We start from the raw sequence: 15190 nt of genomic DNA, 5'->3' as shown, positions 1-15190 counted from the left end.
ATTTTGATTAAGCGGTTACTCCCATTCGATCGTAGAAGGCGGTTTGCCGCTCACGTCGTACACCACGCGGTTGATGCCGCGCACTTCGTTGATGATGCGGTTGGACACTTTGCCCAGCAGCGAATAAGGCAGCTCCGCCCAATGGGCGGTCATAAAGTCGCTGGTGATGACCGCGCGCAGGGCGACCACGTATTCGTAAGTGCGGCCGTCGCCCATCACGCCCACCGACTTCACCGGCAGGAACACGGCGAAGGCCTGGCTGGTGAGGTCGTACCACGAGGTGCCGTTTTCATCGAAGGTGTTGCGCAGCTCTTGAATGAAAATATCATCGGCCCGGCGCAAGAGGTCGGCATAATTCTTTTTCACTTCGCCCAAAATGCGCACGCCCAGGCCCGGGCCGGGGAAGGGGTGGCGGTACACCATTTCGCGCGGCAGGCCGAGCGCCACGCCCAGTTCGCGCACTTCGTCTTTAAACAGGTCGCGCAAAGGCTCGAGCAGTTTCAGATTCATGTTTTCAGGCAGGCCGCCGACGTTGTGGTGGCTTTTGATGGCGTGTGCTTTTTTGGTTTTCGCGCCCGCGCTTTCGATCACGTCGGGGTAGATTGTGCCCTGTGCCAGCCATTTGGCGTTAACGCGTTTTTTGGCTTCGGCATCAAACACTTCCACAAACTCGCCGCCGATGATTTTGCGCTTTTGCTCGGGGTCGGTTACGCCGGCGAGTTTGCCCATAAACTGTTCGGTGGCGTCCACATGAATCACGTTCACGCCCAGATTGCGCGCAAACATATCCATCACCATTTTGCCTTCGTTGAGGCGCAACAGGCCGTGATCGACGAACACGCAGGTAAGCTGGTCGCCGATAGCGCGGTGAATCAGCGCGGCGGCCACGCTGGAATCGACGCCGCCCGACAGGCCCAAAATCACTTCGTCGCCGCCCACTTGTTCGCGGATTTTGGCGACGGCTTCGTCGATGTAGTTGGGCATGGTCCAGCTCGGTTTGGCGCCGGCGATGTCCAGCACGAAGCGGTTTAAGAGGGCGCGGCCTTGTTTGGTGTGGGTAACTTCGGGGTGGAACTGGATGCCGTAGAATTGTTTTTCGGCGTGTTCCATCATCGCAATCGGGCAGCTCGGCGTGTCGCCGATGACCACGAAGCCTTCAGGTAGCCTGGACACTTTATCGCCGTGGCTCATCCACACATCGAGCGTGTTGGCCTGGCCGTCTGAAATGCCGCGCGTTAATTCGCAATCGATGGTTTTCACTTGCGCATAACCGAATTCGCGCTGGTCGCCCGGCGACACTTCGCCGCCCAGATGGTGCGCCATAAACTGCATGCCGTAACAAATGCCGAGCACGGGCACGCCCAAATCGAAGATGCCGGTGTCGGCCTGATAATCGGAGTTGTAAACCGAATTGGGGCCGCCGGAAAGGATAATCGCTTTCGGGTTGAAGGCTTTGATGTCGGCCAAAGGCATATCGAAAGAGTGCAGTTCGCAGTAAACATGGGCTTCGCGCACGCGGCGGGCGATAAGTTGGGTGACTTGCGAGCCGAAATCGAGGATGAGGATTTTGTCTTGGGTCATGATGGTCTTGAATTGGGTAACTTGGATGAAATAAAGAGAAAATCAGGCAGTCTGAAAGTGGCGTATTGTACCATTTTCAGACTGCCTGATATACCGCTATCTTCAGTGTTAATTAGGGCTTGGGCAAGGATTTATCCCGTTTGTACGGTACGATGCTGCTGCGTGATAGGAGCAGCAGGCAGCCCAGAATCATCATGCCTAAGGCGACCAAGGGCGAGGTTTCCATCAAGAAATTGCTGCGCAGATAAATGGCGGTACCAAGATAAATCAACAAAGGGCCGGAGACAATGGATTGTTTGTTGATGCCGTCCATAATCAATACGGCAATACCGCCGATAGCTAAGCCAACTGCAATCAAGGTAGCGGTGGCAGGCAGAATGCCGGTGGTTTTGAGAAACCACACGGCACCGGCAATAATCAGAAATAAGGGCAGGGCGAGAGAAGAGGGATTCACAGCGGGAGCGCTCCGTTCAGAGTTTGGGTAACGCCATTATTGGGATGTAATGCCTGTCTGAAAAGGATGATAATGCGATTATTGCATGTTTTTACGCAAAAAAATGAATTGAATGAGCGAAATGGCGGCATGTTTGATGCGGAGAGTATTCAGACGGCCTTTTCAATTGCAAAGGCTGCCTGAATAAGAGGGTTTTATTTTTTGTTCAACAATTGGCCGATGATGCGGTCGATTTCCGCTTGTTGGTTTTGAGGGGATTTAAAGTTCGGATTCGCGCGCAAGCTGGAAACCGGATGATCTGGCGTGCGGATGAGCAAAGAGATGTAGTTCATGCTGGTGCCGTTGCCACGGGTGTTGTAGCGCAGATTGTAACGGCATTCCGGTTCATACAGGCGTTGGCGGTTGGAGATGACATCTACTGTTTCGCTGCTGATGCCGTATTTGGCCAAGGATTGGGTGATTTGCGGCGGTAAGTTCGGATTAGGATCTTGGGGACGGGACAAAATGCAAATATGGCGGATATTACTGAGTTGTTGCGCTCCGTCGGGGGCGAGTGAGGGTTGGCTGCTTTGGCAGGCGGATAATAGTGTGATGCTACTGAGAATAAGTAAGCTTAGGCGTTTCATTGGTTTTTCCTTTTGTGGCTCATAGAGTATGCATGGAGCAAAGGCTTATTGTCTGGTTGAAGGATGGGAGTTATCCTGCATTTTTCATCAGCCGCTGTTTTTCACGCTTCCAATCGGCTTCCTTTTGGGATTGGCGTTTGTCGTGCTGCTTTTTGCCCTTGGCCAAGCCGATGTCGACTTTGATATAACCGCGTTTGTAATGCAGGTTCAAGGGTACGAGCGTGTAACCGGCACGTTCGGTTTTACCGATTAATTTATTGATTTCCGATTGGTTCATCAATAATTTGCGTTGGCGTACAGGATTGGGTTTGACATGGGTGGAGGCGGTGGGCAGCGCAGTAATGTGGCAGCCTACCAGATAAAACGCATCTTTCTTCCAATGGATATAGCTTTCTTTCAGCTGCACGCGCCCAGCACGGATGGCTTTTACTTCCCAGCCTTCCAGCACTAAGCCGGCTTCTATTTCATCTTCGATAAAATAATCGTGAAAAGCTTTTTTATTGTTTGCGATACTCATGATTTTTTTTGCAATAATGTTTCAGACAGGCATTCGAACTAATACAGCATTACCATACCGTGCAATAGGCTATATTTCAAGAGCAGGTAGGTTGGGATATCGTATTTAGAATGCCCGAACCAATTGGAAACGTGGTGTGAATGTTCCTTGATATTCCACCTGTTCCGAAAACATGGGGAGGGGGCGTACCCATAAACCGTATTCGCCGTACAGTGCGCGATAAACCACCAACCATTCTTCGGTTTCGGAGTGGCGGGCTAAGCCGCTTACCTCGTATAGTAATCCTTTATAATGACGGTAGATGCCGGGCTGGAGTATGGGATGATTCATTTTGAAATATGGCGTTGGTAATAACGGTCGATTTTATCCAGCATGGCTTGATCATTTGCGACTAGTATGCGTTTCAAGGTTTTCAAGCGTAGAATTTCAAAATTCTGCTGCTCGGTGACAACATCTTTTTCCAAAACGGCGATCAATTCATCAAGCTGGCGCAAGGCGTTTTCGTAGGTATTCATGGTGAACTGTAAACAAAAGAACAGTCAAAACAAATGGCAGGTTAAAAACCCGCCATCACGTTGTCCCGGTCAAACCGGCACTTTAATATCGCGTTACCGAATCAAACTGCTTGGATATTTGCAGCTTGTTTGCCTTTGGGGCCAGTATTCACGTCGAAAGAAACCTTTTGGCCTTCTTTCAGGGTTTTGAAACCATCCATGTTGATTGCAGAGAAGTGAGCAAACAAATCTTCGCCGCCTTCATCGGGAGTGATAAAACCAAAACCTTTTGCATCGTTAAACCATTTTACAGTACCGGTTGCCATGAAACACTACTTCCTATAACAAAATTAACAAATAAAAGCAAAAAACATCGAAGAAGCGCAGAAAATACTATCAATTTTCCAAACCATGACACTCTTTTATACGCCTTTATACGCCGGCTGCTTTGCTTTAAACTCTTTTTACCTTTGTTAAGGAGGGTAGTCAAGTTTTGATTGGGAAAAAGTGAGAAAATTATTAAAATAAACGAAAAAACAACAATCCAAAGATTGAAAACAGGAAATTTAACCCGACCATGAGTAGCATGAATCCCTTATCAGGCCATACGGCCGGTGAAACGCAAACCAGACGTCCGAAATTGCAGCCACCTAAGAAATATGGTGTTTATTTATTGAACGATGATTACACGACGATGGAGTTCGTGGTGGAAATTCTCACCGAAGTATTTGGGTTGCCGCATGAAAAAGCGGTTGCGGTGATGCTTTTGGTACATCACGAGGGAAAAGGTCTTTGCGGGGTGTATACGCGGGATATTGCAGAAACCAAGCAGCAGCAGGTATCGAAGCGGGCGTTGGATGCCGGCTTCCCGCTGTTGTGTACTGTGGAGGAGATGTAATTGATTTCAGTTGAATTGGAACGGATTTTGCAGCACGTCTATGCCGATGCACGCGCACGCGGTTACGAATTCATCAGCTTAGAGCATCTGCTGTTAACGCTGATTGAGCAATCGGAGCCGGTGGCCGAATTATTGCAGGCTTTGAATGTGGACTGCGCGGTGTTGTCGGAACAGCTGATCAGCAGCATTGTCGAAAATACGCCGGTGTTGCCCGACGGCATGTTGGAGCGCACGGAAACCGAACCGACATTGGGTTTTCAGCGTGTGTTGCAGCGTGCCATCGTTCATGCGCAATCGGCGGATAAACATGATGTGAAGCCGGTGGATGTATTGGCCGCATTGATGAGCGAGAAAGAAAGTCCGGCGGTGTATTTTCTGCAATTGCAATCGGTTACCCGTTATGATGTGCTGAACTATCTGGCACATGGTAAAACGCCGAAAGGCGAGGGGAATCCAAATATTGGTGAGGAGCAGGCAGCCGGTGCACAGGAACAGGACGCTTTGTCACATTACACCATCAATCTGAATGCTGAGGTATTGGCCGGCCGTATCGATCCTTTAATCGGGCGTCAACACGAGATGGAGCGTTTAATACAGGTATTGTGCCGGCGCCGTAAAAACAACCCGTTGTTGGTGGGTGAGGCCGGGGTGGGCAAAACTGCGTTGGCAGAGGGTTTGGCGCATCAGATTGTTTACGGCCAAGTGCCGGATACTTTAAAAGGCGCTTCGGTGTTTTCGCTGGATATGGGCGCCTTGCTGGCGGGCACCAAGTACCGCGGAGACTTCGAAGCACGGGTGAAAGCGGTGTTGAAACAGCTGGCGCAGATTCCGAATGCGGTGCTGTTTGTGGACGAAATTCATACCATTATCGGAGCGGGAAGTGTTTCCGGCGGCACCATGGATGCTTCCAACCTGCTGAAACCCGCACTGGCGAAAGGACAGCTGCGTTGCATCGGTGCGACTACTTACGATGAATACCGTACGATTTTCGATAAAGACCATGCGTTAAGCCGCCGTTTTCAGAAAATCGATGTGGTGGAGCCCAGCATATCGGAGACCGTGCAGATTCTGCATGGTTTGAAGCCGATGTTTGAAGACTTTCACCAAGTGCGTTATACCAAGGCGGCGTTGGAGGCCGCAGCCGAATTGTCGGCGCGCTATATCAACGAGCGCTTTTTGCCGGATAAGGCCATCGACGTGATGGACGAAGCCGGTGCCGCCCAGCGGATTCTGCCCAAATCCAAGCAGAAAAAGGTTATCGGTAAAGCACAAATTGAGGCGGTAATCGCCAAAGTGGCGCGGATTCCCGAAAAAACCGTGTCGCATGATGACAAACAGGTACTGCAATATTTGGGCCGCGATTTGAAAAACATGGTATACGGGCAGGATGCGGCCATCGAAGCTTTGGTGGCGGCGGTGAAAATGGCGCGTTCAGGTTTGGGACAACCGGATAAACCCATCGGCAGTTTTTTGTTTTCCGGCCCCACCGGCGTGGGCAAAACCGAAGTGGCGCGCCAGCTGGCCTTCTCGCTTGGTGTGCCGCTGCAACGATTTGATATGTCGGAATATATGGAGCGTCATGCCGTATCGCGCCTGATCGGTGCACCGCCGGGCTATGTCGGCTTCGAGCAGGGCGGCCTGCTGACCGAGGCGGTGAACAAGCAGCCGTATTGTGTGCTGCTGCTGGATGAAATCGAGAAGGCGCATCCCGATATTTTCAATGTGCTGCTGCAAGTGATGGATCACGGCAAGCTTACCGACAATAACGGCAAGAGTGCCGACTTCCGTAACGTAATCATCATTATGACCACCAATGCAGGGGCAGAGAGTCTGAGCAAGCCTACCATCGGTTTTGCCGGCAAACGTGAGCGCGGCGACGAAATGCAGGCCATCAACAAGCTCTTCACGCCGGAATTCCGCAACCGTTTGGACGCCATTATCCCATTTGCGCCGTTGAACGAAGCGGTGATTGCCAGAGTGGTGGATAAATTCCTGTTGCAACTGGAACAGCAATTGTTGGATAAAAAAGTGGAAGTGGAATTTACCCCCGCGTTGCGCAAATATCTGGCCGAGAAAGGTTTCGACCCGCAAATGGGCGCCCGCCCGATGGGGCGTCTGATTCAGGAAAAAATCCGCAAGGCGCTGGCAGACGAGTTGTTGTTCGGCCAATTGGCCGACGGCGGTTTTGTCGCCATCGATTGGGATGCCGAGAAACAGCAAGTGGTGTTGCAGTTTGAACGTGAACCGTTGTCGGAAACGGCGGATGCTGCCTTGTAATTGTATTGAGTGAGCCGTTTGGCAAGTAACAAATGCCTGTCTGAAAATAATCCTTGCGCAGAATGTGCGAACGGATTTTCAGACAGGCATTTGGTTATGATGCTTAAACAACTTAAAAGTACGTACGTCATACTCGGGTCACGCTCGAGCATGACGGAACGGTTATTTAAATAAGCGTTTAATATGGCGAAAAACCTTATTTAAGCCGTTGTGTTTCAAGCATGCGGGCTTTTGCGGGCGCTTTGCGCTTTTTTGCTTCTGGCATCGAAGGATTTGCCTTTCGATTCGAACGCGCGGCCTTTGCCGCCGTCTTTGGGCTTGCCTTTGCCGCCTTCTTTATGATGAGCGGATTTGAAGCCTTCTTTCTTGCCGTAAGGTTTTTTGTCTTTATCGAAGCCGCCTTTACCACCCCAATGGCCTTTTCCGCCTTTGGGTTTGTCACCGCCTTTGCTGCGTTTGCGGGTCGGCTCCATGCCTTCGATGGTTAATTCGGGCAGGCGGCGTGCGATGTATTTTTCGATTTTGTGCACTTTGATGTGCTCGCCCACTTCGGCGAAGGTTACCGCCAAACCGGTGCGGCCGGCGCGACCGGTGCGGCCGATGCGGTGTACGTAGTCTTCGGCCTGTTTGGGTAAATCGTAGTTGATGACATGGGTGATGGTGGGGACGTCGATGCCGCGGGCGGCTACATCGGTGGCCACCAGAATCTTGCAGCGGCCTTTGCGCAAATCCATCAGCGTGCGGTTGCGCCAGCCTTGCGGCATGTCGCCGTGCAGACAATTGGCGGCAAAGCCTTTTTCGTAGAGTTCGTCGGCCAATACTTCGGTCATGGCTTTGGTGCTGGTGAAGATGACGACTTGGTCGATGTTGGCATCGCGCAAGATGTGGTCGAGCAGGCGGTTTTTATGGCGTTTGTCGTCGCAATAGAGCAGTTGTTCTTCAATTTTGCCCTGATCGTCCACCCGTTCGATTTCGATGACTTCGGGGTTTTGGGTCAGTTTGCGGGCAAGTTTGCCGACCGCGCCGTCCCAAGTGGCGGAAAACAGCAGGGTTTGGCGGTCTGCGGGGGTGGCTTCGACGATGGTTTCGATGTCGTCGATAAAGCCCATGTCGAGCATGCGGTCGGCTTCGTCGAGTACCAGTACTTCCAAACGGTCGAAATCGATTTTGCCGCTCTTCATCAAATCCATCAGACGGCCGGGTGTGGCGACCACCAGATCGACGGGTTTGCTTAAGGCGCGCAGTTGGTAGCCGAAAGAAGAGCCGCCGACAATGCTGACGGTACGGAACCATTTCATATTGCGTGCATAGGCTTGGGCGTTTTTTTCCACTTGTGCGGCCAATTCGCGGGTGGGGGTAAGCACCAAGGCGCGCGGACCTTTGCCGGCTTTTTCGCTGCGGCGGGTGAGGCGTTGCAGCGTGGGCAACAGAAAGGCAGCGGTTTTGCCGGAGCCGGTTTGTGCCGAGGCCATGATGTCGCGCTCGGCCAATGCGGCGGGAATGGCTTGCGCCTGAATCGGGGTAGGGGTGTCGTAGCCTTCGGTTTTGAGGGCAGAGAGAATGTTTTTATCGGAAATTAAGTCTTGAAAATGAATGCTCATTTGATGCTTTCGTTTAAGGCAACAACATCTTCCGCCCGTGTAACAACAGCGGGCAGCCTTGAAGCAAATGGAGTCTACGGAAATAGGCGATAACGGATTATCGGAATAGACAAGGTTGTCGCAGGCTTTAATGCCTGTGGTTTACATAGCCGACAACCTGCAATTTTAAAAGGAGTCTCAGAAAATCGAACGCAGCGAAAAGGCTGTTTGTCGTTCGCCGGCTTTTGCTTCGGATTTGCCCTAAGGCGGCAAGCGATGCGGGCCGGAACAAGGCCGCGTAATCGAATAAAAACAGATGCGGCTTTAGGCTGACTGGCGATGGCTTCAGAAAATAAGTGGCGAATGATAAAGAGTTTGCGCTGGGCGGTCAAGCCACACGCCGTTAAAGTAAGGTAAAATAGCGGTTTTTCAGACAGGCATAGCAACATGACCGATTTTTCCCCGTTTGCCAACCGCTTGGGCAAAAATATCAAACATTTGATGAAGTGGGCGCGGCGCAATGATATCGAGGCCTGGCGCCTGTATGACCGCGATATTCCGCAATTTCCTTTTGCGGTGGATGTTTACGGCGAGCGGATTCATCTGCAGGAATACGATACCGGTTGGCTGATGCAGCCGGAGGAATATGAAGTATGGTTGGCAGGCGTGAAGGAAGCGATCGGTTTTGTAACCGGTTTGGCGCCCGATGCGATTCACCTGAAGCGGCGCGAACGCCAGCGCGGTAAGGAGCAATACGAGAAAACCGGCGCACAGGGCGAGGATTTTGTGGTGGGTGAGCACGGGAGGAAGTTCTGGGTGAATCTGGATAAATATCTGGATACCGGCCTGTTTCTCGACCACCGCAATACCCGCTTTCGGGTGGGTGAGATGGCTGGCGGCAAGCGGTTTTTAAACCTGTTTTCCTATACCGGCAGCTTTAGCGTATACGCTGCTACCGGCGGCGCGGTTTACAGCGAAACGGTGGATTTGTCGAATACTTATCTGGATTGGGCACGCCGCAATTTTAAGTTGAACGGTATGGATGAGGAACAACACCGGATTGTACGCGCCGATGTGTTCCAATATCTTCAGACAGGCATGGAAGAAAAAAAACAGTTTGATTTGATGGTGATGGATCCGCCGAGTTTTTCCAACAGCAAGAAAATGTTGGATGTTCTCGATATCCAGCGCGACCAAGCGAAGTTGGTGGACGGTGCGATGCGGTTGCTCTCGCCGGAGGGTTTGCTGTTTTTTTCCAATAACCTGCGCAGTTTCGAATTGGATCCGGCGTTGGCGGAACGCTACCGGATTCGAGATGTCTCCAAACAATCGGTGCCCGAAGATTTCCGCAACAAAAAAATCCATCAATGTTGGGAAATCCGCCACCGTTGAATAAGGGAATAGAACATGAATATTTGCAATCATCTGATTTGTGCGGCGGCTTTAAGTTTGCTGTCGGCCTGCGTATACAGCGAAACGCCTTATGGCCGTTATGGCCGGATTGATTTGCCGGTGCACAGCGAAACCACCGTCAATAAAACGGTAACGATTAACGCGCCGCCCGGCACCACGGTGATTTATGGCGACGTAACCCCTGCTTCGGCTTATGAATACCCGCGCCGCTATCCGTATCCGGTACGCGAATATCCGGTACGGCCGGTTTATCGTTTGGAAGGTAGCGGCGGCAGCATAGAACAGCGTTACGAGCGTTATTGATGCCTGTCTGAAAAGCCCGCATAATGCGGCATCGGCGGCAATATCCGCCTCCTTGTGATAAGCCGTCATAATCGGCGTGATAAAGGAATTTATCTGATGAAAAACTACCTTACCCCCAATTTTTCTTTCGCTCCCGTTATCCCGGCCAAAGGGCTGGGCAGCCGCGTTTGGGATACCGAAGGCCGCGAATATTTGGATTTGGCCGGCGGCATTGCCGTGAACGCATTGGGTCACTGCCATCCTGATTTGGTGCAGGCGCTTACCGAGCAGGCCGGCAAGCTTTGGCATATTTCCAATATTTACACCACGGAAGCGGCGCAGAATCTGGCGGAAAAATTGGTGGAGCATACTTTTGCCGATAAGGTGTTTTTCTGCAATTCCGGTGCGGAAGCCAATGAAGCGGCGCTGAAGCTGGCGCGCAAATACGCACGCGATCATTATGGTGCCGATAAAAACGAAATCATTGCCTGCGTGAACGCTTTCCACGGCCGTACGCTGTTTACCGTGTCCGTCGGCGGCCAGCCGAAATACAGCGAAGATTTTGCGCCGCTGCCGCAGGGAATTACCCATATTCCGTTTAACGATACGGCCGCATTGGAAGCGGCGGTTTCCGATAAAACCTGTGCGGTGATTATCGAGCCGGTGCAGGGCGAAAGCGGCGTCTTGCCTGCCGAAACCAATTTCTTGCAGGCGGCACGCCGCTTGTGCGACCAATACGGTGCCGCGCTGATTTTCGATGAGGTTCAGACAGGCATGGGGCGCACCGGCAAGCTGTTTGCCTATCAGCAAGGCGACGTGATACCCGATATTCTCACCAGTGCCAAAGCGCTCGGCAGCGGTTTCCCCGTCGGCGCGATGCTGACCAGCGACAAATTCGCTCCCAGTTTCGGCCCGGGCACCCACGGCTCCACCTTCGGCGGCAACCCGCTGGCTTGTGCGGTGGCGGCCAAGGCTTTCGATATCATCAATTGTACATCCACCTTGGAAAACACCGTGCGCCAAGGCGAAAAACTGAAAGCGGCCTTGCAGAAAGTCGGCGAAGAAACCGGCGTATTCCAAACCGTGCGCGGCCAAGGCTTGCTGATCGGCTGCGTATTGGCCGAACCCTATCGCGGGCGTGCCGGCGAGATTAGTGCGGCGGCTTTAACGCAAGGCTTGATGATATTGGTTGCCGGGCCAAACGTATTGCGGTTGGCCCCCAGTCTGTTGATAGACGATGCCGAAGTGGCCGAGGGCGTAGGCAAACTGCGTGCCGCGCTTGATGCTTGGCTGGCGGCGGCTTCCGCTTAAAGAGACACGCGGGCGCGTGTCGATTTATCAGCAGTTTGGCGATATAATGCGGCTTGCTTTGGCCTCGCCCGCCCACAGGAATTGTTATGCGAAAACTCATTTTGATTACCGGCCTGCTGGCCTTGTCTGCCTGCGGATTCCATCTGAAAGGCAACCAGCCCTACGATCATCTGCCTTATAAAAACTGGCGGGTAGAGGGCGGCGAATTGCAACAGTCGTTGGAAAACGCGCTGCGCCTTGCTGACGGCGTGCCAGTGGACGCCTCTCATGCGCAGGCAGCCATCAGCATTACCCATCTTTCCGTTGAGAAAAATGTGTTGACGATTACGCGCGCCGCCAGCATCAACGAATATCTGCTGGTGTTGCGGGTTACCGCACAAGCCAGCCGCAACGGAGCGCCTCTGGGCGAACCGATGGAAATCATGATACGCCGCCCGATGCGTTATGCGGATAACGAAATTTTGGGTAAAAAAGAAGACGAAGCGATGATTTGGCAAGATATGCGCCAAGATGCCGCGCAGCAGATTGTCCGCCGCTTGGCCTTTTTGAAAGCGCAGTAATGCCGGCCGTTGCCATTTCCGATTTGGCCGAACAGCTTTCCGCCGGTTTGCAGCCGCTTTACCTGATACACGGCGAAGAGGATTTACTGCGCGTGGAAGCGCTTGACGCCTTGCGTGCGGCTGCCAAGCATCAGGGTTATCTCAACCGCGAAGTTTATACCGCCGATAATAGTTTTGACTGGAACGAATTGCTGGCTGCCGCCAACAGCATGGGTTTGTTTGCCGATTTGAAGTTGATGGAAATCCATATTCCCAACGGGAAACCGGGTAAAAGCGGCGGTGAAGCTTTGCAGCAATTGGCCGAACGTTTGCCGGAAGATACGGTTGTCGTCGTGATGCTGCCCAAACTTGAGCGTGCGCAGATGCAGGGCAAATGGTTTGGCGCACTCTCGCAGCGTGCGGTGGTGCTGGAAGCGAAAGCGGTCGGTACGCAGGCTTTGCCGCAATGGATCAGCGGGCGTTTGCGGCGGCACGGTTTGGAGATCGACCGCGAAGCGCTTGCTTTATTTGCCGAGCGGGTGGAAGGCAATCTCTTGGCGGCCAAGCAGGAAATCGATAAGTTGGCGCTGCTTTATCCGGAAGGCCATTTGCTGGGTATAGAGGAAGTGCAGGCTGCGGTGGCCAATGTGGCGCGTTTTGATGTGTTCCAGCTGTCGTCCGCTTGGATGGGCGGCGATGCGGCGCGGGTGGCGCGTTTGTTGGAAGGTTTGGAGGCCGGCGGCGAAGAGCCGGTATTGCTGTTGTGGGCGGTGAGCGACGATATCCGCAGTTTAATCCGGCTAACCGCCGCCTTGAAGCAGGGGCAAAGCGTGGCCTCGGTGCGCAACAGCCTGCGTTTGTGGGGCGACAAGCAAACTTTGGCGCCCAAAGCGGTGCAACGCATCCCTATCGGCCGTTTGGTGAACGCTTTACAAGAGTGCGCACGTATCGACCGTATCATCAAAGGCGCGGAAGAGGGCGATGCATGGGGCGAATTTAAAATGTTGGTGAGCGGCTTGGCGGCCTGAACGGTTGTGCCAATCGCATTCTTTGAGTTTCAGACAGGCATGCCGTATTCACGATTTTTGGGAAAATCTGCCGCAGGGCGGGTGATGGTTTGTTATTAATAGTAAGTATTTCAACAGAAAGCAGTTGATTGAATGGACAAAAAAATGTTTATCCAGCCCGCGATACGGGTGTCTTTGATAGCGGCGCTGATTATCGGGCTTTTGATATTGTTCGGCGTAACTTGGTGGGTGGCGGTGCTCTCGGTACTGGTGACGATTGCAATCGCAGCTGCGGTGACTGTGTTTGTGGTGAAACGCCAGCGCAAGCAGTTTGCCGAGCGTTTGAAGTCGTTTAATATCGATCCGTTGGCCGGTCGCGTGAATCCGGCCGATTTGAAACGGATGTACAACAGCGGCGGCCAGTATCAGAAAGATGCGCTAACCATTTACCGCGCCGCCAACAATAATTGCTCGGAAGCGGAGGCGCATAAGTTTTTCAAGAGCCTCTCGGTATTTAACCGTGCCGAGCAGATGAAGACCATGCAGCAGCAAATGCAGTCGATGCAGGGTAAAAAAGGCAAGGGCAAAGGCCGCGGTGCCTTCCGTTAAATACTGCCGAAATGCCTGTCTGAACGTTTGATGGTAATCTACTGTATTGTATCGGAAACTTATTTTAGATTCACTATAGGGATTTTTGCGAAGCGGGATAAGTTTTTTCAGACAGGCATTGTGAGTGTGTGAAACCGTTTTGTATAAGCCGGGTTTATGAAAACTGTTGAAAAAAACGTATTGGTGCTGCATTCGGCCGAACAGATGTTCGAGCTGGTCGACCGGGCGGAGGACTATCCCAAGTTTCTGCCTTGGTACGGGCGTACCGAAATCATCTCGCGCGAAGGTAACGAATTGAAAGCGCGCCTGTTTATGGATTACAAAGGCGTGAAGCAATCGTTTGCCACGCATAATATCAATGTGCCGGGGCGCGAAATCCAAATGAGGCTGCTGGAAGGGCCGTTTAAAACGCTGGAAGGCAGCTGGAAATTTATTCCTTTGGGCGACGATGCCTGCAAAATCGAATTTCGTTTGAATTACGACTTTGCCAGCAGCGTACTTTCCGCTCTAATTAGCCCGGTGTTCAGCCATCTGGCAGGCAGATTGGTGGATGCGTTTATCGCCGAGGCAGACCGCCGTTATGCAAATTGAAATCGAAGTGGTGTCGGGCGACAGCCACAGCCAGAGATTGCAGCGTTTTACCGTAACGGCGGGTTTGACTGCCCGTCAGGCGGTGGCGTTGGCCGAACCCGAATGGCCGGCGGCGCGGCAAAACAGCACCCCCATCGGGGTATTCGGCAAAAAAGTGCGCGACGATTATGTTTTGCAGCCGTACGACAGAGTGGAAATTTACCGTCCGCTTTTGATTGATCCGAAAGAAGCGCGGCGTTTGCGGGCGGCCAACAAACCGGCAGAAAAAAGCCGATAGTAGGAAAAAAATATGAGCATCAGATTAATTGTCGGCTTGGGCAATCCCGGCAAAGAATACGAACAAACCCGCCACAATGCGGGTTTTTGGTTTATCGACGAATTGGCTTGGCAATGGAAGGCCGGCTTGCGAGACGAAAAGAAGTTTTACGGCCAAGTGGCGCGGGTAAACCGGCCGCAGGGCGAGCTATGGCTGTTGAAGCCGGATACGTTTATGAATCTTTCCGGCAAAGCGGTGGGCGCATTGGCTCAGTTTTATAAAATCCTACCGCAGGAAATACTGGTGGTACACGACGAACTCGATATTGCTTGCGGCCGTATCCGTTTCAAACTCGGCGGCGGTAACGGCGGCCACAACGGTTTGAAAGATATTCAGGCCAAACTCGGCACGCCGGATTTTTACCGCTTGCGCTTGGGTATCGACCACCCGGGCGACCGCAATCTGGTAACCGCTTACGTACTCAACAAACCCAGTGCGGATGACCGGCGGCTGATAGACGACAGTATCAGCCAGTCGATAGAAGGGCTGCCGCTCATTTTGGACGGCCAATGGGAAGAAGCCACACGTTTTTTACACAGCAAACGCAGTTGAAACAACAATGCCTGTCTGAAAAGGGAACCGGTTTTCAGACAGGCATTCTGATTAGGGTAACGTGCAGGTTCCAAGCAACAAACTATTCTATAGTCAATTAAAATAAGAACTCCGTAGCAATGCAGTCATAAAATCTCCCACGG

The 15190-nt window shown here is 52.3% G+C and carries 19 protein-coding genes; 11 read left to right on the top strand and 8 right to left on the bottom strand.

Going from position 1 to position 15190, the window contains the following annotated elements; all coding sequences use genetic code 11:
• Nucleotides 1-15: 15 nt before the first annotated feature.
• The 7 genes from guaA to Q4C79_RS07395 all read right to left on the bottom strand — a co-directional run bounded on the left by guaA (nt 16) and on the right by Q4C79_RS07395 (nt 3998).
• Nucleotides 16-1581, bottom strand: coding sequence for a glutamine-hydrolyzing GMP synthase (guaA, locus tag Q4C79_RS07425; protein WP_303090387.1), 1566 nt, complete (start codon nt 1579-1581; stop codon nt 16-18).
• Nucleotides 1582-1693: 112 nt separating this feature from the next.
• Nucleotides 1694-2035, bottom strand: coding sequence for a hypothetical protein (locus Q4C79_RS07420; RefSeq protein ID WP_303090386.1), 342 nt, complete (start codon nt 2033-2035; stop codon nt 1694-1696).
• Nucleotides 2036-2229: 194 nt separating this feature from the next.
• Nucleotides 2230-2661, bottom strand: a complete 432-nt coding sequence (locus tag Q4C79_RS07415; protein WP_303090385.1) for a hypothetical protein — start codon at nt 2659-2661, stop codon at nt 2230-2232.
• Nucleotides 2662-2731: 70 nt separating this feature from the next.
• Complete coding sequence (smpB, locus tag Q4C79_RS07410; RefSeq protein WP_303090384.1) at nt 2732-3178, bottom strand: SsrA-binding protein SmpB; 447 nt, start codon at nt 3176-3178, stop codon at nt 2732-2734.
• Between the two features lie 105 nt (nt 3179-3283).
• On the bottom strand, nt 3284-3508 hold the full coding sequence (locus Q4C79_RS07405; protein WP_303090383.1) for a DUF1653 domain-containing protein: 225 nt from the start codon (nt 3506-3508) through the stop codon (nt 3284-3286).
• Nucleotides 3505-3693 (bottom strand): branched-chain amino acid ABC transporter, encoded by a 189-nt coding sequence (locus Q4C79_RS07400; protein ID WP_303090382.1) that lies wholly within the window; start codon nt 3691-3693, stop codon nt 3505-3507. The genes Q4C79_RS07405 and Q4C79_RS07400 overlap by 4 nt, the downstream gene beginning before the upstream one ends.
• A gap of 101 nt (nt 3694-3794) precedes the next feature.
• On the bottom strand, nt 3795-3998 hold the full coding sequence (locus tag Q4C79_RS07395; protein WP_303090381.1) for a cold-shock protein: 204 nt from the start codon (nt 3996-3998) through the stop codon (nt 3795-3797).
• A gap of 260 nt (nt 3999-4258) precedes the next feature.
• Here Q4C79_RS07395 and clpS point away from each other — a divergent pair, with 260 nt between their 5' ends.
• Nucleotides 4259-4570, top strand: coding sequence for an ATP-dependent Clp protease adapter ClpS (clpS, locus tag Q4C79_RS07390; RefSeq protein ID WP_303090404.1), 312 nt, complete (start codon nt 4259-4261; stop codon nt 4568-4570).
• Nucleotides 4571-6847, top strand: a complete 2277-nt coding sequence (clpA, locus tag Q4C79_RS07385; RefSeq protein WP_303090380.1) for an ATP-dependent Clp protease ATP-binding subunit ClpA — start codon at nt 4571-4573, stop codon at nt 6845-6847.
• A gap of 215 nt (nt 6848-7062) precedes the next feature.
• On the opposite strand, the gene Q4C79_RS07380 is transcribed toward clpA, so the two are convergent.
• Nucleotides 7063-8448 (bottom strand): DEAD/DEAH box helicase, encoded by a 1386-nt coding sequence (locus Q4C79_RS07380; RefSeq protein ID WP_303090379.1) that lies wholly within the window; start codon nt 8446-8448, stop codon nt 7063-7065.
• 426 nt (nt 8449-8874) lie between these two features.
• On the opposite strand from Q4C79_RS07380, the gene Q4C79_RS07375 reads away from it, so the two are divergent.
• The 9 genes from Q4C79_RS07375 (at nt 8875) to pth (ending at nt 15047) form a co-directional block, all read left to right on the top strand.
• Entirely contained in the window at nt 8875-9819 is a 945-nt protein-coding gene (locus tag Q4C79_RS07375; protein ID WP_303090378.1) for a class I SAM-dependent methyltransferase, read from the top strand.
• A gap of 15 nt (nt 9820-9834) precedes the next feature.
• Nucleotides 9835-10143 carry a methionine-binding protein gene (locus Q4C79_RS07370; protein ID WP_303090377.1) on the top strand — a complete coding sequence of 103 codons (309 nt, stop codon included), beginning with the start codon at nt 9835-9837 and terminating at the stop codon, nt 10141-10143.
• Between the two features lie 96 nt (nt 10144-10239).
• Complete coding sequence (locus Q4C79_RS07365) at nt 10240-11433, top strand: acetylornithine/succinyldiaminopimelate transaminase (protein ID WP_303090376.1); 1194 nt, start codon at nt 10240-10242, stop codon at nt 11431-11433.
• Between the two features lie 86 nt (nt 11434-11519).
• Nucleotides 11520-11993: an LPS assembly lipoprotein LptE gene (gene lptE, locus Q4C79_RS07360; RefSeq protein WP_303090375.1), complete on the top strand. Its 474-nt coding sequence runs from the start codon at nt 11520-11522 to the stop codon at nt 11991-11993.
• Nucleotides 11993-13000: a DNA polymerase III subunit delta gene (holA, locus tag Q4C79_RS07355; RefSeq protein WP_303090374.1), complete on the top strand. Its 1008-nt coding sequence runs from the start codon at nt 11993-11995 to the stop codon at nt 12998-13000. Before lptE ends, holA begins: the two co-directional genes overlap by 1 nt.
• A gap of 132 nt (nt 13001-13132) precedes the next feature.
• Entirely contained in the window at nt 13133-13588 is a 456-nt protein-coding gene (locus Q4C79_RS07350; RefSeq protein WP_303090373.1) for an NfeD family protein, read from the top strand.
• 156 nt (nt 13589-13744) lie between these two features.
• Nucleotides 13745-14179: a type II toxin-antitoxin system RatA family toxin gene (locus Q4C79_RS07345; protein ID WP_303090372.1), complete on the top strand. Its 435-nt coding sequence runs from the start codon at nt 13745-13747 to the stop codon at nt 14177-14179.
• A complete protein-coding gene (locus tag Q4C79_RS07340; RefSeq protein ID WP_303090371.1) occupies nt 14169-14456 on the top strand; it encodes an RnfH family protein in 288 nt (95 codons plus the stop codon). Before Q4C79_RS07345 ends, Q4C79_RS07340 begins: the two co-directional genes overlap by 11 nt.
• Before the next feature lie 12 nt (nt 14457-14468).
• Nucleotides 14469-15047, top strand: a complete 579-nt coding sequence (gene pth / locus Q4C79_RS07335; RefSeq protein ID WP_303090370.1) for an aminoacyl-tRNA hydrolase — start codon at nt 14469-14471, stop codon at nt 15045-15047.
• Nucleotides 15048-15190: the final 143 nt, after the last annotated feature.

Source organism: Neisseria sp. (assembly GCF_030523955.1).
Classification (GTDB): Bacteria; Pseudomonadota; Gammaproteobacteria; order Burkholderiales; family Neisseriaceae; genus Neisseria.
This window is presented reverse-complemented; position numbering and strand designations above follow the sequence as displayed.